Consider the following 22,031-nt stretch of genomic DNA (forward strand, 5'->3'; position numbering starts at 1 on the left):
CAGCGCTAGGAAGCCTGAACGGCTCCGTGCGTCGACAGTACGCCCCTCTCCGGGAGGAAGCGCGGGGCCGTCGTCAGGAGCAGATGTCGGTGGTCGCCGTGCGGGTCTGGATCGACTCGCTGGGCGTGGGCGTGGCCGCGATGGAGGGCGTCGGCAGTGGCTCCGTGCCGAGCCGGTTGGGCAGCTCGACGACGTCCGGGGCGTCCTTGCCGAGCGTGACGCGCACGGTGGACCCGAGCCCGGAGACCTTCTTCACCGTGGCTTCGGGGAAGGCCGCGGCGACGGTGCGGGCGTCCTCGGCGTGGTCACCCGAGTACTCCACGAGCGCCCCGGTGGGCCCGGTGGAGCCGTTCGAGGTGGTGATGCCCGCGAAGCCCTGGACCTGGAGCCCGTCGCGGGCCTGGCGCGCCAGCCCGGGCACCCCGGAGGAGTTGACGAGCGTGACCTTGATGTCGGCGGGCGACGAGGTGAGCGGCTCGGTGGAGGGCGTCGCGGTGGGGGTGGGGGTCTTGCCCGGGGTGCCGAGCTGGTGGTCCTCGCGCAGCGCGGTCCAGATCTGCGTGGCGGAGGCCTTCCACTGCACCCGGTTCGTGTCGAGCGGGTAGGTCTCGTTCGGGACGGTGACGAACTGGATCTTGTCCAGCCCGATGCCCTTGACGCTCGAGGCGAGGTCCTGCATCGTGCCCAGCCCGAACTCCGGGTCGGTGGTGAGCGACGTGGTGGCGGCGTCGAGGAACGAGAAGAGCTTCGTCGGCTGGAAGAGCAGCTTGGTCGACGTCGCCTCCTGCATCACCGAGGAGAGGAACGCCTGCTGGCGCTGGATGCGCCCCAGGTCGGAGCCGTCGCCGATCGACTTGCGTGCCCGGACGTACTGCAGGGCCTGGCGGCCGTCGAGGGTGTGGCGGCCGGCCGTGAGCTCGAGGTGGGTGTTCTTGTCGCTGATCGCCTGGCTCGTGCAGACCTCGACGCCACCGAGGGCGTCGACCATCGTCTTGAAGCCGCGGAAGTCGACGACCGCGTAGTGGTCGATCCGCAGGCCGGTGTTCCCCTCGAGCGTGCGGATGAGGCAGCCGGTGCCCCCGATGCGGTAGTTCTGGTTCCACATCCGCATCCGCCACGAGTCCTTGCCGGCGGTGGGGGAGCAGTCCGGCGGGGCGGGCGTCATCGAGTCGCGGGGGATCGAGACGACGGTGGCCCAGCTGCGGTCCGCCGAGACGTGGACGAGCAGGTTGGTGTCGGAGTGCGCGCCCCCGACGGTGCCGTCGTTGTCCCCGTAGGCGTCGTTCCCGTCGCCCTCGCGGGTGTCGGAGCCGACGAGGAGGAGGTTGACCGCGTCGGCCGTGCCCGCGACCTCCTCGGGGCGGTCCGAGCCGATGGCCGTGGAGACGTCGATCTTGGTGATGTTGCCGTTGAGCTTCCAGGCGGCGAACGCGCCACCCCCGACGACGAGGACGAGCGCGGTGACCAGCCCGATGACGAGGCGGCGGCGCCACGACCGGCGCACCGTGCCGTGCAGCTCGCGGCGCGTCACCTCGCGCTCCCGGGCCGCGGTGTCGGTGTCGGCGCCGCCGTCGGAGTGCCGAGTGTCGCTGTCCACCCGGACCTCCTCTCGTGGCTCGACGGGGGCCGACCGCCCGCGCGCTGGGAGCGGTCGCAGCCGTCGAGTGTAGTGATGCGGTCCGGGAGCGACGAACCGTGCAGGTGGGGGCGGGTGCTCACCGGCCGCTGGGCTCTCTGTCGGTGCCGGCGGGGGCCGTGGTGATCGGCTCGCCGTCCTTGAGCATGCCGAACAGGGCGTCCGCGCGCTCCTTGTCCCAGAGGACCGAGCTACCCGCCCGGGTCGTCGCGTTCGTCGTGGAGATGGGCACGACGAGGCTGAGCGCCTCGTCGGAGGAGACCTTGCGCATCGTCGACAGGATCGCGTACGAGTCGGCGAGCGAGGTGTCCTCGCCGACGATGACGCCCGAGGCCGCGGCGTGCGTGAAGCCCCACCAGCGCCACGGGATGAGGACGGTGGAGGGCGTGGCGGCCTTCTTCATCACGGCGCCGAGGAACTGGCGCTGCCGCTCGGCCCGGCCGAGGTCGCCCTTGGGGTCGGAGTAGCGGGCCCGGACGTACCCGAGGGCGTTCTTGCCGTCGAGGGTCTGGCAGCCCTTCTGGAGGTCGATGTGCGCCTTCTTGTCCTTGATGGCGCGCGGCACGCACATCTCGACGCCGTCGAGGCTGTCGACGGTCTTGGCGAAGCCACCGAAGCCGATCTCGACGTAGCCGTCGATCGGCAGACCGGTGGCCTTCTCGAGCGTCTCGGCGAGCAGCTGGGGACCGCCGATGGCGAACGCGGCGTTGACCTTGTTCTTCCCCTCGCCGGGGATCTCGAGGTAGCTGTCGCGCGGGATGGAGATGACGACCGGCTTGCCCGACCCCGACGGCGTGTGGATGAGGATGATCGAGTCGGTGCGGCGGCCCTTGGCGTCGCCGCCGACCCCGAGGGCCTTGCGCTCCTCGGCGGTGAGCCCCTCGCGGCTGTCCGAGCCGACGAGCAGGTAGGTGCTGCCCTCGGCGCCGGTGGGTCGATCGCCCCCGGGCGTGGTGTCCTCCCGGGTGACCTGGGTCCACGCGTGCAGCGGCGTGACCACGAGGAACACCACCCACAGCAGGAGCAGCACGAGCACGGCCCGCACGCCGCGGCGACCCCCACCGGGCCGGCGCCGCCGCGGCGCCCGCGGGGCCTTCGGCGGTCGCCCGCCACCGGCCGGGGGGAGGGGACGGCCCAGCTCGTCGTAGGCGGTGGCACCGGCGCCGCGCGTGTCGACGACGAAGACGTCGTCGGCTGCCCCGCGGCCACGTCCCTGGGGGATCGGGCGGGCGTGGTCGTCGGACATGGTGGCCAGTGTGGCAAACAAGGCTGGGCGGTGGCTGGACGTCCGATGACGCCCGGCACCGGCGTGGCGGCGTCCGGATCCTCGCGAACGCGCCGATACTCCTGACCCATGGCAGACCAGCGGGGCACCGCCGTGCTCGAGCGCGCCTCGGCGGACGAGCCGATCCGCGTCGACACCCGCGCCCCGCGCGACACCGCCCGCAGCCGGCGCCGCGCGCTGACGCTCGTCCTGCTCACCGTCGTGCTCCCCGGCTCGGCCCAGATCGCCGCCGGGAACCGCTCGCTCGGGCGCTTCGCGCTGCGGGTCTGGGCCGGGGTGATCGGGGCCGCGCTCCTCGTCGGGCTGCTCTTCCTCGTCAGCCGCCAGGCCGCGCTCACCGTGCTCGCGCACCGCTGGACCCTCGCCGGCGCCGAGTGGCTGCTCTTCGGCCTGTCGGTGCTCTGGCTCGTCCTCCTCGTCGACGCGTGGCGCCTGGGCCGCCCCGACCGGCTGGCCCCGCGCGACCGCCGAACCCTCCTCGGCACCCTCCTCGTCAGCGTCATCGTGCTCTCCGGGGGCACCGCCTGGGCGGGGCTGACCGTGGGCGAGGCCCGCAGCGCGCTGTCCTCGCTGTTCTCCTCGGGGGAGGCGCTCGCCGCCAGCGACGGCCGCTACAACATCCTCCTGCTCGGCGGCGACAGCGGTGCCGGGCGCGTCGGCCTGCGCCCCGACAGCATCCAGCTCGCCAGCGTCGACGCCGAGACCGGTCGCGCGGTGCTGTTCGGGTTCTCCCGCGAGACCGAGCACGTCACCTTCCGGTCCGGGTCCACGATGGCGCGGCTCATGCCCGAGGGCTGGACCTGCGGCGACGAGTGCCTGCTCAACGGGCTGTACACCTGGGCCCACGACCACGCCGACCAGTTCCCCGCCGGCACCGGCGACCCCGGCATCCTCGCGACGACCGAGGCCGTGGAGTCCCTGACCGGCCTCGACATCCAGTACCACGTGCTCGTCGACCTCAAGGGGTTCCGCAGCCTCGTCGACGCCGTCGGCGGCCTCGACGTCACCGTGCAGCGCAAGACGCCCATCGGCTCGCAGCACGAGATCAAGGGCTGGATCCAGGCCGGGCGCCAGCACCTCGACGGCTACCACGCCCTCTGGTACGCCCGCAGCCGCGCCAACTCCACGAACTACGAGCGGATGGCGCGCCAGCGCTGCGTCGTCACCGCCATGGTCCGCCAGCTCGACCCGCAGACGGTCGTCCTCAACTTCGGCGACATCGCCGCGGCCACGAAGGGCGTGTTCACGACGAACATCCCGCAGGCCGCGCTGCCGGTCCTCGCCGACGTCGCGGTGAAGACCAAGTCGGAGAAGATCAGCGCGGTGAACTTCGTCCCGCCGCTGATCAAGCCCTGGGACTTCGACCCGGCGGTCGTGCGCCGCACCGTGGCCGCGGCCATCGACAAGTCCGAGAAGGCTGCCGCGCCCAAGCCGGCCTCGGCCGCTCCCGCGGCCTCCGGGGCGGCCGCGACGGCGGGCACCGGCAGCGAGCCGAAGAAGCAGGCCGTGATGGAGCGCCCGGGCACCGATCCCGACGCCGACACCGGGGACCTCGCCGGCGTCTGCTCGGCCGGCTGAGCGCCGAGCACCGATTCTCGGGATCGGTCGCCCCTTTGGAATACTCAGTCCTCGTGCGAGACCCCCACCCCGTCGACCAGGTCCACCCCCGGCTCAGCGTGGTGGTCCCGATCTACAACGTCGAGGACTACCTCGTCTCGTGCCTGGAGTCCCTCGACGAGCAGACCTTCCGCGAGCTCGAGGTCATCCTCGTCGACGACGGCTCCCCGGACACCTCGGGGCAGATCGCCGAGGACTTCGCCGCGGGCCGCGAGAACTGGCACGTCCTGCACGTCGAGAACGGCGGCCTGGGCCGGGCCCGCAACATCGGGCTCGACCACGCGAACGCCGACTACGTGACCTTCGTCGACTCCGACGACGTCGTCCCCCGCGACGCCTACGAGCTGATGATGCACGCCATCGAGGGCAGCGGCAGCGACATCGTCAGCGGCGGCGTCCTGCGCTACGACGGCGCCCGCACGCGCCCGTCGGGCCTGCACAGCCGCGCGGTCCCGGAGACCAAGGTCGCGACCCACGTCCGCCGGATGCCCTCGCTCATCTACGACACCACCGCGTGGAACAAGATCTTCCGCCGCCAGTTCCTCCTCGAGCACGGGCTGCGCTTCCCCGAGGGCGTCTACTACGAGGACATCCCGCTCACGGTGCCCGCCCACTTCCTCGCCCGCTCGGTCGACCTCATCGAGGAGCCGGTCTACCTCTGGCGCGAGCGGCAGACCGCCGAGCAGTCGATCACCCAGCGCCGCGCCGAGGTCCGAAACCTCGTCGACCGGATGGCCGCGGTCTCCTCGGTCAACGACTTCCTCGAGCGCACCAACGAGGTCGAGGGCAAGCGCCTGCACGACCTCAAGGTCCTCACCCTCGACATGCCGCTGTTCCTCGACGTCCTCCACGAGGGCGACGACGCCTACGCCGACACGCTGGTCCGGGTGTTCCGCGAGTACCTCGACGACGTCGACCCCGAGGTCATCGCGAGCCTGCCGCCCCGGCGCCGGCTCGCCTACCACCTCATCTCCGTGGGACGCACCGCCGACCTCGTCGAGGCCCACCAGCAGCAGCTGCGCGACCCCAAGCCCGAGGTCGTGCGCCGCGGGGTGCGCCTGTACGTGCGGCTGCCGTTCTTCGGCGACCCCGCCCTCGGCGTCCCGGACGCGGTCTACGACGTCACCCGCTCGCAGCGCCTCGTCACCGGGGTGCGCGACGTGCGGTGGAACCGCTCGACCCTCGAGGTCGACGGCCACGGCTTCATCGACGGCGTCCCCGACGTCGGGCCGGGGTCGACCCTGCACCGCCTCCAGCTGCGCGTCGTCGGCGCGAAGACCGGCCGCACCACGGTGCGCGCCCGCCGCGTGCGGCGCCCCGACGTCACCGCCCGTTCCAAGGACCGCCCGGTCAGCTACGACGGCTCCGGCTTCCTCGCCCGCATCCCCGCCTCCGACTTCGTCCTGCCCGAGGGCAAGGACGCCTGCGAGCTCGAGCTCGTCGCCCAGGTGGCGGCTCCTGCGGCCCGCCGCGGCTCGGCCGTGGGGACGCCCGACCTGTCGCGCGCGCTGCACCCGCCCCGCGGCTGGGCCCCCGACGGCGTCCTCGTCGTGCCCGGCTACCGCGGCAAGAAGATGCGGATCGCGGTGCGCCGCACCCTGGCCGTCGTCCACGACCTCGAGGTCGACGGCGAGGTCGTGACCCTCAGCCTGCGCGCCGCGCCCGGCCGTGAGCTGCCCGACGCGTGGGTCCACCTGCGCCGCCTCGACGCCTCCGAGGGCGTCACGGTCCGCCTCGAGCGCGACGGCGCGACCGGCGTGGCCCGGATCCCGGCCGAGGCCCTCGACGTCACCTCGCGCTCCCTCGCCGAGCGGCACTGGCGGCTCTGGCTCGCCACCGCCCACGACGACGACCCGCAGGACGCCGGCCGGCTCGTCGACGACCTCGTCACCGCGGCCTCGGCCGCCGAGCGCGAGGCCCCGCGCGGGCTCACCCTCCAGGGACGGCACGTCGCCCCGGTCGACGTCGACCCCGAGCCCGGCCCCGGCCGAGCCCGCCTGCACGGCCGCCTCCTCCAGCTGCGCGAGCGCGGCGTCACGGGCGCGATCCTCGTCGACGGGCCGTTCCGTCCCGAGCTCACCGACTTCGCGTTCACCCCGGCCGGCCTCGACCTGCACGGCGACACCGGCGGCATCGACCTCGACCGGCTCCTCCTCGTCTCCCAGTCCGACCGCCTCGAGGTGCCCGTCCAGGTCGTGGGCGACACCTGGCGCGCGCACGTGCCGAGCAACGGCGACCCGGGCCGGGCGTCGCTGCGCTGGCTGCGCCCCGGCCGCTGGACCGTCTTCGCGGCGGCGCCGGGCGAGGTCGACCCCGACCTCGGCATCCACGTCTCCGCCCTCGCCGAGTCGCACCTCGGGGACGAGGGTGGCGACAAGGTGCTCGTCCAGCTGCGCACCTCACCGGCCCACGAGCTGGGCATCCTCGCCGACGGAGGCGGGTCGTGGTCGGACCGCGGGGCCTTCAACGCCAAGGTCGCCCGCAAGGTCCACTACCGGCTGGCCCGGAGGATGCCGCTCACCGACACCGTGGTCTTCGAGTCGTGGAAGGGGCGCCAGTTCTCCGACAACCCGCGCGCCATCTACGAGGAGCTCGTCCGCCGCGGTGACCGCCGCCGGCTCGTCTGGGCGGTCGAGCACCACGGGGTCGAGGTCCCCGACGGCGTCGAGTCCGTCGTCGTCGGCAGCCGCGCGTACTACCGGGCGCTGGGCCGGGCCCGCTGGCTCGTGAGCAACGACGCGATGCCCAAGCACTACGTCAAGCGCGAGGGCTCGCGCTACGCCCAGACCTGGCACGGGACCCCGCTCAAGCGCATCGGGTTCGACATGGAGAACGTGCAGATGGCGAACAAGAACTACCTCAAGCAGTTCGCCAAGGAGGTGCTCAAGTGGGACGCCCTGGTGTCCCCGAACCCCTACTCCACCGAGATCCTCGCCCGGGCCTTCGACTTCCACGGCCCGGTGCTCGAGACCGGCTACCCGCGCAACGACATCTTCCACCGGCCCGAGGACCGGGCCGCGCGCACGGCCGCCGTGCGCGAGCGGCTCGGCATCGAGCCCGGCCGGCGCGTCATCCTCTACGCCCCCACGTGGCGCGACAACCACTACGACAAGGCCGGGCGCTACCAGTTCGCGATGAAGCTCGACCTCGAGCGCATGCACCGCCGGTTCAAGGACGACAGCGTCCTGCTCATCCGCGGGCACCACCTCGTCGCCAACAGCGTCGACACCTCGATGTTCGGGGGCTTCGCCCGCAACGTGTCGCACTACCCGGACATCAGCGACCTCTACCTCGCGGCCGACGTCCTCGTCACCGACTACTCCTCGGTGATGTTCGACTTCGTCAACACCGGCCGGCCGATGCTCTTCTTCACGCACGACCTCGAGGCCTACCGCGACGACCTGCGCGGCTTCTACATCGACTTCGAGGCCGAGGCGCCCGGCCCGCTGCTGAAGCACACGAGCGAGGTCGCCGACGCGATCGCCGACCTCGACGCCGTGGCGGCGGCGCACGCCGACCGGTACGAGGCGTTCCGGCAGAAGTTCGCCTCCCTCGAGGACGGGAAGGCCTCGGCCCGCTTCGTCGACCAGTTCCTGGGCGGGAGCGCCTGATGCTCAGCAAGTCCTACGGGCTGCTCAACTTCCTCAACCGCTCCCATGGCCCGGCCTTCCGGCACGGGGTCGGCGCCGCCGCGTGGGCGGGCACCCTCGCCGTCACGGGCCGGCCGTCCATCGCGACGCTCGTGCGCCACCAGTTCGTGGACGACGAGACGAAGTACGCCTTCCGCCTCGCCGGCTGGGTCCTGCGGCGCGGCTGGCCCAAGGTCGAGACCGTCACGGACGACTTCTTCGACTTCACCCAGGGCGCCGAGCCCGCCGACCTCGACGCGCTCGAGGGCTTCATCCGGTGGCGCCGCGCGGCCCTGCCCGAGCACCTGTGGCGGGCCGACGACCTGTTCGTGCGCGCCGCCCGCATCCACGCCCAGCTCGACGCCGGGGCCACCGACGTCGAGGACCTGCGCGACGACTTCGTCGCCCGGGCCGACGAGCTGCTCCCGCTCATCAGCGCACCCCACGGCTCCGACGCGCCCAGCGCGGGGGAGCGGCAGGGCGACTTCTCGGTGGAGGACGCCCGCACGGCGCTCGCCGACCTCGCCACGGCCCTGCCGGTCGACGAGTGGCGCTGGTACGTCATCAGCGGCACCTTCCTCGGGATCGTGCGCGAGGGCGGCTTCCTCGCCCACGACTACGACATCGACGTCGGCATCACCTTCGACCCCGAGCACCCCGAGGTCATGGACGCGATGATCGAGGCGCTGCGCCGCTCGCCGCGCTACGTGGTGAAGAAGGTCGACGACGCGCAGTCGGTGGTCGAGACCTCGCCGGGGCGGTACGCGGTGCGCCGCTCGCTCGCGCTGGTCAAGCTGATCCACGAGAACGGGATCAACGTCGACGTCTTCGTGCACCACCGCGAGGGCGACGTGCTGTGGCACGGCTCGTCGATCCACCGCTGGGAGAACCACGCCTTCGACCTCGCCGAGCACGAGCTCGCGGGGATCCGGGTCCTCGGCCCCGCCGACTCCGACCGCTACCTCACCGAGAACTACGGCGACTGGCGCACGCCGGTGACCGAGTTCAACTGCACGACGGGCACGCCCAACCTCGTCATCACCCGCAGCTTCCGCTCGGTGGCCCTGTTCCTCACCCGGCTGGCGCACTTCGCCCACGGCGACCCGGCCGAGTACGAGAAGCTGCGTGCCACCCTCGTCGCCGACGGCCTCCTGCGCGACGACGGCGGCGTGCTGCGCCTCGCTCGCGTCATCTGATGCGTGCCGTATCCTCGCTCCGGCGCCCTCCGCGCCGCAGCACCCCACCCGCCGCAGAGACGAGGTCACCGCGTTGATGACACGGATCCGGGCGGTCTGGGGTCGGCGCGAGATCCTCTGGACCCTCGTCCAGCGCGACCTGCGGGTCCGCTACTCCCGCAGCATCCTCGGCTACGTGTGGACCGTCCTCGACCCGCTGCTGATGGCGGCCGTCTACTTCGTCGTCTTCACGTACGTCTTCAACGCCAAGCGCGTCGCCGACACCCCGTACTTCCTGTACCTGCTGTCGGGTCTGCTGGGCTGGCAGTGGTTCACGGCGTCGGTCACCGACACGACGAAGAGCCTGATCCAGGAGGCGCGGCTGGTCCGCTCCACCAACCTGCCGCGCGAGGTGTGGGTCATCCGCTGCGTCGTGGCCAAGGGCGTGGAGTACCTGCTGTCGCTGCCGATCCTCGTCGGCTTCGTCATCTACTACCTCGTCATCGGCCAGGTGCACCTCGACTGGGAGCTCGTGCTGTTCCCGCTCGGCCTCGTGCTGCAGTTCGTCCTGCTCGTCGGGCTCGGCCTGGTGCTCGCGCCGATCACGGTGCTCGCCACCGACATGCAGCGGGTCGTGCGCATCGTCCTGCGCTTCCTGTTCTACCTCTCGCCGGTGCTCTACGGCGCCCACTCGGTGCCCGACGGCCTGCGGTGGGTCCTCGCCCTCAACCCGCTCAACGGCGTCCTGTCGCTCTACCGCGGTGGGCTGTTCGAGCGCGGCGTCAACTGGGTCGACGTCGGCGCGGCCACGGTGATCTCCGTGGCGCTCGTCGCCGTCGGGTTCTGGGTGTTCGCCCGCCTCGAGCGGTCGGTCCTCAAGGAGATCTGAGCCCATGAGCAGCGTCATCAGCGCCCGCGACGTCGGCGTGGAGTTCTACACCTCCCGCCGGCGCAAGATGCAGGTCCGGGACATGTTGTTCCACGGCAAGGCCGGCTCCGGCAGCGACACCTTCTGGGCCCTGAAGGACATCTCCTTCGAGATCGGCCCGGGCGAGGCCGTGGGCCTGGTGGGCGGCAACGGCAGCGGCAAGAGCACCCTGCTCAAGACCATCGCGGGCGTGCTGCTGCCCGACCGCGGTGAGGTCGAGGTCTCCGGTGGCGTTGCGCCGCTCATCGAGCTCACCGGTGGGTTCCGCGGCGAGCTCACCTGCCGCGACAACCTCTACGTCCAGGCGGGCCTGCACGGGCTGAAGAAGGACCAGATCGACGAGCGCTTCGAGAGCATGGTCGACTTCGCCGGGCCCCAGGTCCGCGAGGCCCTCGACCGCCCCTACCGCCACCTGTCCTCCGGGATGCAGGTGCGCCTCGGCTTCGCGGTGATCTCCTCGCTCGACGAGCCGATCTTCCTCGTCGACGAGGTGCTCGCCGTGGGCGACAAGGCGTTCCGCGAGAAGTGCTACACCCGGATGGAGTCGCTCCTCGCCGAGGGCCGGACCCTGTTCCTCGTGTCGCACTCGGAGAAGGACCTCAAGCGCTTCGGCACGCGCGGGCTCTACCTGCGCCGTGGCGAGCTCGTCCTCGACGGGCCGATGGACGAGGTCCTCGAGCGCTACAACGAGGACCTGCGCACCGCGGGCTGAGGGGGTCGCGTACGCCTCGCCCGGTATCCTCGGGGGGTTCCCCCACGACCACGGAGTACCCCCTGATGAGCGCTGCCACCGACCGGGTGACACGAGACCAGACCGCCCCCGGCGACGAGCGCGGCGCCCGTGCCCCGTGGTCCGGGACACCGCTGACCAGGCGTGACGTGGCGGTGGCCGCGGTCATCGCCGCGGTGGTCGTGGTGGTCGCCATCGTGTGGCGCTCGCCGATCGTCCCCACCGACCCGTGGCACTACGTCCGCTCGGCGCTGGAGTTCCCGAGCGCGAACTGGGTGCCGCTCGGCTTCACGCGTTACGGCATCATCCTCGCCACGATCCCGCCGGCCTTCGTCTTCAAGAACGCCGAGGCCTCGTACTACTTCTGGCCGTTGGTGTCGGCGGCGATGCTCTCGGCCTCGCTCTACCTCGTGGGTCGCCGGCTGTGGAGCCCGGTGGCCGGGCTCGTCGCGGTCGTCGTGCTGTTCACCAACACCATCGTCTTCTTCAACCTCAGCCGCGGGTACCCCGACATCATGTCGATGGCGCTGGTCATGACCGCGCTGCTCACGGCCCTGCTGGCGCGCGACCGCGGCTTCACGGGCAAGAGCGCGATCGCCTGGCTGCTCGTCACCGGCTTCCTCCTCGGGTGGAGCTTCGAGGTGCGCGAGACGGGGATGCTCGCGTGGCCGATCGTGCTCGCGGTGCTCTGGCAGCGCGGCCGGGTGCTGCGCAACCTCGCGATCGTGGCGGCGCCGGTGCTCGCGTGGGCCGCCCTCGACGTCGGGATCAGCGGGCTGGTCTACGGCGACCCGCTGCTCAAGCTGCACACCCTGACGGGGACCAACCCGACCGGTGTCGGCAACGCGCCCCCGCCGCCGCCCACCCGCATCGACGACGCCGACCGCACCCGCTGGGGCTACTTCCTCTCCATCCCCAAGGCGGCGCTCGAGCGCGGTGACGGGGTGTGGCTGGTCGTCAGCGGGATCGTCGCGGCGCTGGCGATCGTGGCGCGCAACCGGGGGCTGCGGCTCGCGGCGTTCGGCTTCATCTCCGTCTACGGGGTCAACCTGCTGCTCGGCGGCGTGCTGTTCCCGAAGCGCCCGTTCGGCACCCTCATCGTGCCCCGCTACTGGATCCAGTACTTCCCGTTCATCGCGCTCGTCATCGGCGGGCTCGTGGCCGTGGCCGCGGCGTGGCTGATGAGGCGGTCCTCCCTGTCGGGGAAGGGAGCCGGGGCGCTCGTGACGGCCGGAGTCGCCATCGTCGGGCTGGCCTGGCCGGTCTACCACGCGGTGACCTACGTGCCCACGGTGCAGGCGTTCGCCATCAACGGCGGCGACGGGCTGCAGCAGCTGCGCGCCCACCTCGCGGCGGAGAAGTTCGAGACCACGGAGGTCTGGACCGACTGGGAGACCAAGCGGATGCTGCCCGCCTACCAGCGCCCGATCTGGGGTGGCGAGAAGGTCTGGAAGGGCACGCCCAAGAGCCTCACCGGCGCGGGTGTGCCCGAGGCAGGCGACGCCGTGCTGATCTTCAGCGCCGACGACGCCGTGTGCGACCACTGCCGGCGCGCCCTCGAACCGTGGGCCGCGAAGAACCCGACCATCCCGCCGACGTGGGACCTCACGTGGGAGGACGCCGCCCACACCGTCCAGTTCTACGTCGTGCGCTGACGCCGAGCCGACGACGTCCCACCACCCCACGCCACCCGCCCGAACCGGCCCCCGCCGCCCGGAAACCGGAGTCGCCGAACAGGGGCTTCCCAGAGCCGCGGAGCGGGTCGCCCGGAGGGGCGGCCCGGTCCTCAGGCGCCGGGGTCGGCCTGGTGGTGGCGCGTCTCCTCGAGCGCGATCCGCCGGGCCAGCTTGGTGTAGCGGGTCTCGAGGTCGCGGAAGCGCAGGTAGGTCGTCACCGTGAAGCTGAGGAAGGCCACGACCAGCGCGTAGAGGACGAGGTCGGCGCCACGGCCGACCCCCACGAGCTTGGCGATGCTCGTCCAGAGGTCGGGGAAGAGGATCGTCACGAGCGCGAACCCCACGAACGCGATGAGGCCGAGGCGGCGGATCGCCTGGGCCCGCGCGCCGCGCGAGCGGAACAGCCGCACGGCCACGAGGAACACCACGACGATGAGGACGACCTGGATCAGCACGATCTTCATCGCAGGATCAGCTCCACGAGGATGTTCACCGAGTTCCACAGCGACTGCCCCTTGGAGGTGCTGTAGTCGGTGTAGAGGATGTGGACCGGGCTCTCGCCGTAGCGGACGTCCATCTTCCCGATCTGCTCGACGAGCTCGCTCGCGTGGGCCATCCGGTTCTGCGTGATGTCGATCCGCTCGACGACGTCGCGGCGGATGAGGCGCAGCCCGTTGTGCGCGTCGGTGAGGCGGGTGCCCGTCGTCATGTTCGTGTAGCCCACGGCCGTGCGCAGGACGAGCTTCTTGAGCAAGCTCGGCGTCGTGCGGTCGTCGAGGAACCGCGACCCGAAGACGACCTGGAGGTCCTCGGCGCGGGCCTTGGCGAGCATCTCCAGGACGTCGGACACCTGGTGCTGGCCGTCGGAGTCGAAGGTGACGACCCACTGCATCGAGGGCACCGACCGGGCGTACTCGAAGCCGGTCTGCAGGGCCGCGCCCTGGCCGAGGTTCACCGGGTGCCGCACGACCACCGCACCGGCGGCCTCCGCGGCGTCGGCCCCGCGGTCGGAGGACCCGTCGTCGACGACGACGACGTTCGGGAAGGTGCGTCGGGCGTCGCGGACGACGTCGCCGATCACGGTCTCCTCGTTGAAGAGGGGGACCACGAGCCAGACGTCGTCGGTCGCCGGGTCGGTGGTGCTCATCGCGGACAGCCTACGGCGCACCGGTGGTGCGGGCGCGCAGGTGACCACCGCGCCCGGCGGGGTGTCACCACCCGGCGTCACGCGCCTGCCCGGCCCAGTAGCGCAGGCCCTCGTACTTGACCCTCGCGACCGCACCGCGACGCTTGCGCCCGGTCGCGGCGTGCTCCTCGTGCCGGAGGACGACCCCGGGCACGTACCGCACGGTCAGCCCGAGCCGAGCGCACTCCCGACCGAACCACAGCTCCTCGCCGAACAGGGCGAACGGGTAGTCGGTGCGGCCGCCGGCCGCGAAGTACCGCGGCGTCAGCACGACGCACGACCCGTGCCCCGCGAACACGGCCGAGCCGGCCGGCGCCCCGGAGACGTTGCGCGAGCTGTGCCCCTCCTTGCGCAGCAGCAGCAGGTCGGCGACGGCGGGGAAGCGGTGCACCGCGGCGAGGGCCCGCAGCCAGCGGGCCGACGGCGGCGCCATCAGGTTGGGGTTCTGGTCGACCCCCAGGCTGCCGATGACGGCCGGCGCCAGCGCCCCGGCGTCCGGGTACGTGTCGACCGCCGCGAGCAGGTCGGCGACGAGGCCCGGGTCGGCCACGAGGTCGGCGTTGGAGAGCACGACCGGCCGCGAGGTGTCGACCTCGGGCAGGGCGCGGTGCAGGGCAGGCAGGTAGCCCGGGTTGTCCTCGAACGAGAGCACGCGCACGCGGGGGTCGTCGGCGAACGCCGCCGTCGCGGCCTCGGTGTCCCCGGGCTTGTTGGCGCACAGCACGATGTCGACCGGGGCGTCGGCCCCGAACGAGGCCACGAGGTGCGTCGCATCGTCGACCCCGCCGTACGAGACGACGACCCAGGTCAGGCGGGCGGCGCTCACGACGCCTCCGCCGAGCGACGGAACACCACGCCGTACACGCGCTTGAGCAACGTCGGCGGGATGACGCGGAAGGCGGCCCGCGCCACCATGTTCCGGGCGAGGACGACGTTGCCGAAGGCGCCGGTGTCGCGCAGCCGCCGCTGCACGTCGAGGTCGGCCCGCACCATCCGCCAGCCGCCGCGGCGGGCGATCATCCCGTCGCCGGCGTTGAACAGCACGAGCGGCTCGGGGAGGTTCTCGGAGCGCGCACCGCCGGCGAGGAGCCGCCCGAACAGGTCGTAGTCCTGCATGTAGCGCAGGTCGGAGTACCCGCCGACCTCGAGGGCCAGCTCGCGGCGGAACACCACGGTCGGGTTGTTGATCGGGTTGTTCACCCGCAGCCGCCGCAGGATCTGCTCGTGCGTGCGCGGGGCCGACCGCCGGCCGATGACGTTCTCGGGGGAGCCCTCGAACTCGAGCATCTCGGCACCCACGAGGTCGAGCCGCCGCTCCTCCACCGCCTGCATCTGGCGCTCGAGGCGCTGGGGGAGGGAGACGTCGTCGGAGTCGTGGCGGGCCACGTAGTCGCCGGTCGCGGCCTCGAGGCCGTGCGCCGAGGCCAGCCCGCTGCCGACGTTGCGCGCCAGCCGTTCGACCCGGATGGAGGGGTGGGCGGCGGCCGCGGCCTCGATGGCGGCGTCGAGCACGGGCGGCACCGGGCCGTCGACGACGACGAGGAACTCCTCGGGGGGGCGGGTCTGGCCGGTGATCGAGGCGACCGAGCGCTCCAGCTCCTCCACCGAGGTGCCGTGGTAGGCCGTCATGAGGACGGTGAGCGTCGGGGGCATCCGACGATTCTAGGAGGCGTCGGCCGGGGCGCCGCCGCGCACCGTGGCCCACAGGGCCAGGACGTCACGGCGGGAGAGCGCCAGCCACACCCCCGCGAAGAGCAGCACGGCGCCGATCTCGGCCGCGAGCCGGGCCCCACCCTCCGGGACGCGCACCAGGGCGGCGAGGCCGACGAAGAGCGCGGTGCCGCCGACCAGCCGGGCGGCCAGGCCCAGCCAGGCCTGCTTCTCGGCGCGCCAGACGACCACGACGGCCGCCACGGACGCCGTCCCCGCGCCGAGCAGGTACCCCACGGCCACCCCGACGATGCCGAACCGGTCGGAGAGCCACGGCCACAGGACCACGCTGACCACGAGGCCGGAGACGTTGAGCCCCGCGACCAGGCGCGGACCCCACGAGCGGGTCACCATCATCGCGGTCGTCGCGCCGAGGGCGATCGAGGTGAGCATGACCGCGACGAGCAGGATCGGCAGCACCGCACCGGCCGCCCGGTACTCCTCGCCCCAGATGACGTCGATGATGAGCGGGCTGGCGATGACGAGCGTCCCGAACAGGCCGACGAAGATGGCGACGAGGCGGCGCATGATGGCGTCCTCCTGGGTCCGCACCGACGCCCAGTCCTCGCGCCCCGCGGCGGCGACGAGCGGGGGGATGAGCACGGTGCTCAGCGCGAACGACAGCATCGACGTCGGGGTCGCCAGGGTGAGCGCGGCCGCGAAGTCACCCGCGGCCGACGAGCCGCCGGACCAGTGGGCCGCGATCTGCGAGAGCTGGAGCAGCCCGCCGCTCGCCAGGCCGCTGACCGCCCCGAACAGCACGAAGTGGTCGATCTCGCGGCGCAGCTGCGGCTCGACCCGGCCCTTGGCGCGGGCCGGTCGGCACGCCACGACGAACACCGCGTAGCCCAGCGCCAGGGGGAGCAGGGTCAGTGCGGTGAGGTCGAGGACGAGGACCACCGTGACCGCGACGAGGGCGGTCGCGCCGGCGATGGTGTCCCACAGGGCGACCTGACGGAAGCGCAGGTGGCCGTAGGTCACCCCGCGCAGGGTCGTGTAGAGCGAGTAGGCGACGGCCACGACCACGGTCCCGACGACCTGGGCCGGCCCGAAGTCGAGCCAGACCGCGCCCGAGACCGCGACGACCGCCGGGAGGACGAGGCTCAGCAGGGCGGTGCGGGTCGTGATGTGGCGGGCGACGACCTTGGCGCCCTCCTCGTCGCCGAGCGCCTCGCGCAGGGCGACGAATTTCGTCCCGGCACCCCCGGCGGGCGCGGCCCACAGCTGGCTGGTGAGCACGGAGAGGGAGAGGGCGGAGTTGGTCTGGCCGAGGAGCTCGCGCGAGCCGAAGTGGCCGATGAGCACGGAGTAGACGAGCCGCGCCAGGCCCTGGACCGCCGTGGCGTAGGTGCTGAACGCGGCGCGGTCACGCAGGGTCGTGGTGCGGTCCTGCGGCATCTGCGCAGCATACCCAGCACGCGTTCCTGTGAGTTCGTGGTATCAGAGGTGCGCGAGTGGCTGCTGTGACACACTGACGAGGCTCCTGAACAACTCTCGCACCCGGCCGGGCTCCCTGCACCCGCTTCGGCGGACGTCGCCCCCCGCGTGCCCGATCGATCACGTCTGGGCTGCCCCATGAGAACTCTCCGACTGCTCACCGCCTCCACCCTGCTCGCCGGGGGGTGCCTCGTCGTCCCCGTCGTCTCGGTCGGCGCCGCACCCCGTCCCGTCGCGCCCACCGTGGAACGCGTGGCGATGCCGCCGGGGAAGACCGTCGCGCCCGCGACCTCCTCCCACTCGCGCACGACCCGCACGCCAGAGCCGTCGGCGACCCCCGGGGCCGCCGCACCGACCGAGACCGAGAGCGTCCTCACCCGCGACACCGACGACGCCGACGTCGTCGGCATCACCTTCCCGGACCGCGCGTCCGCGAAGGACGTCACCGTGGAGGTCCGGAGCAAGGCCGACGGTGCGTGGGGCGGCTGGCAGGCCCTCGAGGTGAGCGACTCCGCTCCGGACCCGGGCACCCGCGAGGCCGCGCAGGCCAAGGTCGCGACCGAGCCGGTCAGCATCACCGGCTCCGACGAGGTCCAGGTCCGGGTCCGCGCCGAGAAGGAGGGCGCCCGGCTCGACCGGCTCGACGCCACCTTCGTCGACGGCGGCGAGAGCCCGGCCGACGACAACCTGCAGAGCCTGCCCGCGCAGAGCGCCCGCGCCGGGGCCAAGCAGCCCGACATCATCAGCCGCGCCGCGTGGGGTGCCGACGAGAACCTCAAGACCTGCACCGCCGACACCGTGGCCGCCATCAAGGGCGCGGTCGTGCACCACACCGTCAACGCCAACACCTACACCGCCGACGAGGTCCCCGGCCTGCTGCGCGGCATCTACGCGTACCACGTCAACGGCAACGGCTGGTGCGACGTCGGCTACAACTACTTCGTCGACCGGTTCGGCCGGCTCTTCGAGGGACGCTTCGGCGGCATCTACCGCAACGTCGTCGGCGCCCAGGTGGGCGGCTTCAACTCGCAGACCTTCGGCGTCAGCTCGCTCGGCAACCACGACCCGGGCACCGCGGGCGCGGTGGCCCCCAGCTCGGCCGAGCTGACCTCCATCGGCAAGCTCATCGGCTGGAAGGCCTGGCTCAACGGCTGGGACCCCAAGACGTCCACGTCGTTCACCTCCGCCGGCAGCACCCGGTACGACGACGGCGTCGTCGTCACCAAGTCGCGCGTCATGGGGCACCGCGAGCTGAGCATGACGACCTGCCCCGGCGACCTGATGTTCGACAAGCTCGCCACCATCCGGGCCGGCGCCGAGACCAGCTACACGCAGGGCGTCGCCGAGCGCACGGCCGAGACCGCCGCGGCCGCCGTGAAGGAGACCTACACGCGACCTGTCGGCACCTCCTTCAGCCTGTCCGGCCGCGGCTTCGGGCACGGGCGCGGCATGAGCCAGTACGGCGCGTACGGGGCCGCCCTCAGCGGGTTGACCCGCGACCAGATCCTCGACTTCTACTACCCGGGCACGACGCGCTCCACGGCCGTCGGCAACCCGACGATCCGGGTCAGGCTCAGCGCGGTCGGCACCGCCGGCACGCAGGTGGTCACCTCGCCCAAGCTCGTCGTCAGCGACGGGACCCGGACCGGCTCGCTCTACGCCAAGAACGCCGACGGCACCCTGCGCACCCGCTGGCGCGTGGTGCCGGACGGCGCGGGACTGACCCTGCAGTGGCTGGAGAAGGGCGTCTGGCGCAGCACGTCGAGCTGGAAGGCGAGCGCGAAGCCGCTGTCCTTCATCGACCCCACCCTGAACAAGGTCCGGGTCGTCATGCCCGACGGCACCCAGCGCGACTACCGCAAGGAGATCCGCACGCACCGCAACGGCACCGCCGCGATGACGGTGAGCGTGCTCTCGCTCAACTACTACCTGCAGAGCGTCGTCCCCTCGGAGATGCCGCCGTCGTGGTCGGCGAACGCCCTGCAGGTGCAGGCCGTCGCCGCGCGCACCTACGCGATGTACCAGAAGGGCCACCAGCCCTCCGGGTCGCTGTTCGACACCTGCGACTCCACCTCCTGCCAGGTCTACAAGGGCCTGGCCGGCTACAACTCCACCGGCGGGGGGCTCACCGGGTTCGAGAACCCGAACAGCACCGCCGCGGTGTCCGCGACCAGCGGGCTCGTCGTGAACTACGGCGGCACGCCCGCCCTCACCGAGTTCTCCTCGTCCAACGGCGGCCAGACCGTGAAGTCCTCGCTGCCCTACCAGGTGTCCAAGCCCGACCCCTACGACAACGTCCCGAGCGGCAGCTCGAGCCGGTGGACCACCACCCTCCCGCTGAGCAAGATCCAGGGCGCGTACCCCTCCACCGGCACGTTCCAGGCGCTGCGCATCGAGTCGCGCGACGGCATCAACACCTGGGGAGGACGCATCGCCTCGGTGACGATCGTGGGGTCGTCGGGCTCGACGACGGTCACCGGTGACGCGTTCCGCTCCTCGATGGGCCTGCGCAGCACCTGGTGGACCGTCAGCTCGGCCCCGGCCGTCTCGGCCGCCTCGCTGCCCGAGGACCTCGACGGCAACGAGCACGGCGACCTCGTCGCCGTCGACCCGGCCGGCCACATGCGCCTGCTCTCCGGCGACGGCCTCGGGGCCTTCACCGCGAAGACGATGGTCGCCGGGGGCTGGGGCAGCGTCGGCCTCGTCGCCGCCGTCGGCGCCTGGGACAACGACAACCGGCACGACGTCGTCGAGCGTGACGCGGGCACGCTGTACTACCACCCCGGTGACGGCAAGGGCGGGCTGCTCGCGCGCATCGCCATCAGCAGCGGCTGGGACGGCGTCGACACGATCACCGGCTCCGGCGACTTCGACGGTGACGGCTACAGCGACTTCCTCGCCCGCACGACGAGCGGCCAGCTGAAGATCTACCGCGGCGACGGCAAGGGCGGCGTCATCGCCACCAAGCTGCTCGCCAGCGGCTGGCAGGCCTACCGCCTCGTGTTCTCGCCCGGCGACATCACCGGCGACGGTCGACCCGACGTCGTCGGCGTGCGCGCCAGCGACAACGCGATGCTGCTCTTCCCGGTCGTCGGCAGCGGGACCCTGGCGGTCCCGACGACCGTCGCGGGGGACTGGAGCGGCTACAGCGCCGTCACCGGGCCCGGCGACGTCACCGGCGACGGCCGCGACGACCTCGTGGCGCGCCGGACCTCCGACGGTGCCGTCATCGTCCTCCCCGGCACCGACATGGGCTCGGTCGGCACCGCGAGGGTCGTGACCGGGACGGCGACGTGGGCCACCTGGACGCGCTGGGCCCCGTGAGGACCCTGCGCCCGGGCTCCTAGCCCAGGTCGACGGTGAACGGGGCCCCCGTGGCCTCGCGCACCTGCTCCTCGGTGACGTCGGGCGCCAGCTCGCGCAGGACGAGGCCGTCGGCGGTGACGTCGAGGACCGCGAGGTCGGTGATGATGCGCTGCACGACGGCCTTGCCGGTGAGCGGCAGGGTGCACTCGTCGACGATCTTGTGCGAGCCGTCCTTGGCGACGTGCTCCATGAGGACGATGACGTGCTTCGCGCCGTGGACGAGGTCCATGGCCCCGCCCATGCCCTTGACCATCTTCCCGGGGATCATCCAGTTGGCGATGTCGCCCCCGGCCGAGACCTGCATGGCCCCGAGGATGGCGGCGTCGACCTTGCCGCCCCGGATCATCCCGAAGCTCGTGGCCGAGTCGAAGTAGGAGGCGCCGCGGCGGACCGTGACGGTCTCCTTGCCGGCGTTGATGAGGTCGGGGTCGACCGCGTCCTCGACGGGGTAGGCGCCGACGCCGAGGATCCCGTTCTCTGACTGCAGGACGATCTCGACGTCGTCGGGGACGTAGTTGGGCACGAGGGTCGGCAGCCCGATGCCGAGGTTGACGTACGAGCCGTCGGAGAGCTCGGCGGCGGCCCGGGCGGCCATCTGCTCACGGGTCAGGGGCATGGCTCAGGACTCCTTGGTCGCGTCGGCGGCGGGCGTGACGGTGCGGCGCTCGATGCGCTTGTCGGCGGCCTGCTCTGGGGTCAGGGGCAGCACCCGCTGGACGTAGATGCCGGGCAGGTGGACCTCGTCGGGGGAGAGCTCGCCGGGCTCGACGAGCTCCTCGACCTCGGCGACGGTGACGCGGCCGGCCATCGCGGCGAGCGGGTTGAAGTTGCGGCTGCTCTTGTTGAACACGAGGTTGCCGTGCCGGTCGCCCTTCCACGCGCGGACCAGGCCGAAGTCGGCGACGATCGCGTGCTCGAGGACGTACTCGCGCTCGGTGCCGTCGGCGCCCGGGAAGACGCGCACCTCCTTGGCGGGGGAGGCGAGGACGACGTTGCCCTCGGCGTCGTACTTCCACGGCAGCCCGCCGTCGGCGACCTGGGACCCGACGCCGGTGGGGGTGAAGAAGGCGGGGATGCCGGCCCCGCCGGCGCGCAGCCGCTCGGCGAGGGTGCCCTGCGGGGTGAGCTCGACCTCGAGCTCGCCCTGGAGGTACTGCCGGGCGAACTCCTTGTTCTCCCCGACGTAGGAGGAGACCATCCGGCGGATCTGCTTGCTCGCCAGGAGGATGCCGAGACCCCAGTCGTCGACCCCGCAGTTGTTGGAGACGACCTCGAGGTCGGCGACGCCGGTGCGGTGCAGCTCGGCGATGAGGACCGACGGGATGCCGCAGAGCCCGAACCCTCCGACGGCGAGGGTGGCCCCGTCGGAGATCCCGGCGACGGCCTCGGCTGGGGTGGTGACGACCTTGTCCATGCTCCGCACCCTACCGACGGCCCGGGGGGTGCCCGCCATGGGGCGGGAGCACAGCCTCGGGGCGTCCCGGTGGCGCCGGGTCACCGGTTCGGCCAGCGGAGAGTGGCCGAACGGCCCCCGCACGGATCTGCAGGATCTTCGGTGTACTGACCCGTAGACCGCAAGAAGTATGGTGCTTGTGGGACGTCTGAGAAGTACATCCGTGTAATTCGGGAGATGCGGTGGCAGCGCTCTCGCGGGCG

At 72.3% G+C, this 22,031-nt stretch carries 16 protein-coding genes; 7 read left to right on the forward strand and 9 right to left on the reverse strand.

Going from position 1 to position 22,031, the window contains the following annotated elements; genetic code table 11:
• Window positions 1–73: 73 nt before the first annotated feature.
• Window positions 74–1,597 (reverse strand): LCP family protein, encoded by a 1,524-nt coding sequence (locus ACFLFB_RS06100; protein WP_392544816.1) that lies wholly within the window; start codon window positions 1,595–1,597, stop codon window positions 74–76.
• Between the two features lie 118 nt (window positions 1,598–1,715).
• Complete coding sequence (locus ACFLFB_RS06105) at window positions 1,716–2,882, reverse strand: LCP family protein (RefSeq protein ID WP_392544817.1); 1,167 nt, start codon at window positions 2,880–2,882, stop codon at window positions 1,716–1,718.
• 108 nt (window positions 2,883–2,990) lie between these two features.
• Here ACFLFB_RS06105 and ACFLFB_RS06110 point away from each other — a divergent pair, with 108 nt between their 5' ends.
• From ACFLFB_RS06110 to ACFLFB_RS06135, 6 genes are all read left to right on the forward strand, one after another.
• Window positions 2,991–4,499, forward strand: a complete 1,509-nt coding sequence (locus ACFLFB_RS06110; protein WP_392544818.1) for an LCP family protein — start codon at window positions 2,991–2,993, stop codon at window positions 4,497–4,499.
• A 53-nt stretch (window positions 4,500–4,552) separates the two neighbouring features.
• A complete protein-coding gene (locus ACFLFB_RS06115) occupies window positions 4,553–8,149 on the forward strand; it encodes a CDP-glycerol glycerophosphotransferase family protein (protein ID WP_392544819.1) in 3,597 nt (1,198 codons plus the stop codon).
• The gene (locus tag ACFLFB_RS06120; RefSeq protein ID WP_392544820.1) at window positions 8,149–9,363 is read left to right on the forward strand and encodes a hypothetical protein; all 1,215 of its coding nucleotides are present in this window, start codon (window positions 8,149–8,151) and stop codon (window positions 9,361–9,363) included. Before ACFLFB_RS06115 ends, ACFLFB_RS06120 begins: the two co-directional genes overlap by 1 nt.
• 76 nt (window positions 9,364–9,439) lie before the next feature.
• A complete protein-coding gene (locus ACFLFB_RS06125) occupies window positions 9,440–10,231 on the forward strand; it encodes an ABC transporter permease (RefSeq protein WP_392544821.1) in 792 nt (263 codons plus the stop codon).
• A gap of 4 nt (window positions 10,232–10,235) precedes the next feature.
• A complete protein-coding gene (locus ACFLFB_RS06130; protein ID WP_392544822.1) occupies window positions 10,236–10,982 on the forward strand; it encodes an ABC transporter ATP-binding protein in 747 nt (248 codons plus the stop codon).
• A 65-nt stretch (window positions 10,983–11,047) separates the two neighbouring features.
• Entirely contained in the window at window positions 11,048–12,655 is a 1,608-nt protein-coding gene (locus ACFLFB_RS06135) for a glycosyltransferase family 39 protein (protein ID WP_392544823.1), read from the forward strand.
• A gap of 131 nt (window positions 12,656–12,786) precedes the next feature.
• Here ACFLFB_RS06135 and ACFLFB_RS06140 read toward each other — a convergent pair whose 3' ends face one another.
• From ACFLFB_RS06140 to ACFLFB_RS06160, 5 genes are all read right to left on the reverse strand, one after another.
• The gene (locus ACFLFB_RS06140; RefSeq protein ID WP_392544824.1) at window positions 12,787–13,140 is read right to left on the reverse strand and encodes a DUF2304 domain-containing protein; all 354 of its coding nucleotides are present in this window, start codon (window positions 13,138–13,140) and stop codon (window positions 12,787–12,789) included.
• On the reverse strand, window positions 13,137–13,823 hold the full coding sequence (locus ACFLFB_RS06145; RefSeq protein WP_392544825.1) for a glycosyltransferase family 2 protein: 687 nt from the start codon (window positions 13,821–13,823) through the stop codon (window positions 13,137–13,139). The genes ACFLFB_RS06140 and ACFLFB_RS06145 overlap by 4 nt, the downstream gene beginning before the upstream one ends.
• Before the next feature lie 64 nt (window positions 13,824–13,887).
• On the reverse strand, window positions 13,888–14,688 hold the full coding sequence (locus ACFLFB_RS06150; RefSeq protein WP_392544826.1) for a glycosyltransferase family 2 protein: 801 nt from the start codon (window positions 14,686–14,688) through the stop codon (window positions 13,888–13,890).
• Window positions 14,685–15,515 (reverse strand): glycosyltransferase, encoded by an 831-nt coding sequence (locus tag ACFLFB_RS06155; protein ID WP_392544827.1) that lies wholly within the window; start codon window positions 15,513–15,515, stop codon window positions 14,685–14,687. Before ACFLFB_RS06155 ends, ACFLFB_RS06150 begins: the two co-directional genes overlap by 4 nt.
• Before the next feature lie 9 nt (window positions 15,516–15,524).
• Entirely contained in the window at window positions 15,525–16,970 is a 1,446-nt protein-coding gene (locus tag ACFLFB_RS06160; protein WP_392544828.1) for a lipopolysaccharide biosynthesis protein, read from the reverse strand.
• A gap of 177 nt (window positions 16,971–17,147) precedes the next feature.
• Between ACFLFB_RS06160 and ACFLFB_RS06165 the strand changes: the two genes are divergently transcribed.
• The gene (locus tag ACFLFB_RS06165) at window positions 17,148–20,333 is read left to right on the forward strand and encodes a SpoIID/LytB domain-containing protein (protein ID WP_392544829.1); all 3,186 of its coding nucleotides are present in this window, start codon (window positions 17,148–17,150) and stop codon (window positions 20,331–20,333) included.
• 19 nt (window positions 20,334–20,352) lie between these two features.
• Here ACFLFB_RS06165 and ACFLFB_RS06170 read toward each other — a convergent pair whose 3' ends face one another.
• Window positions 20,353–20,991, reverse strand: coding sequence for a CoA transferase subunit B (locus ACFLFB_RS06170; RefSeq protein WP_392544830.1), 639 nt, complete (start codon window positions 20,989–20,991; stop codon window positions 20,353–20,355).
• Window positions 20,992–20,994: 3 nt separating this feature from the next.
• Window positions 20,995–21,789, reverse strand: a complete 795-nt coding sequence (locus ACFLFB_RS06175) for a CoA transferase subunit A (RefSeq protein WP_392544831.1) — start codon at window positions 21,787–21,789, stop codon at window positions 20,995–20,997.
• Window positions 21,790–22,031 lie beyond the last annotated feature (242 nt).

Origin of the sequence: Oryzobacter telluris (assembly GCF_043099285.1) — a bacterium.
GTDB lineage: Bacteria > Actinomycetota > Actinomycetes > Actinomycetales > Dermatophilaceae > Oryzobacter > Oryzobacter telluris.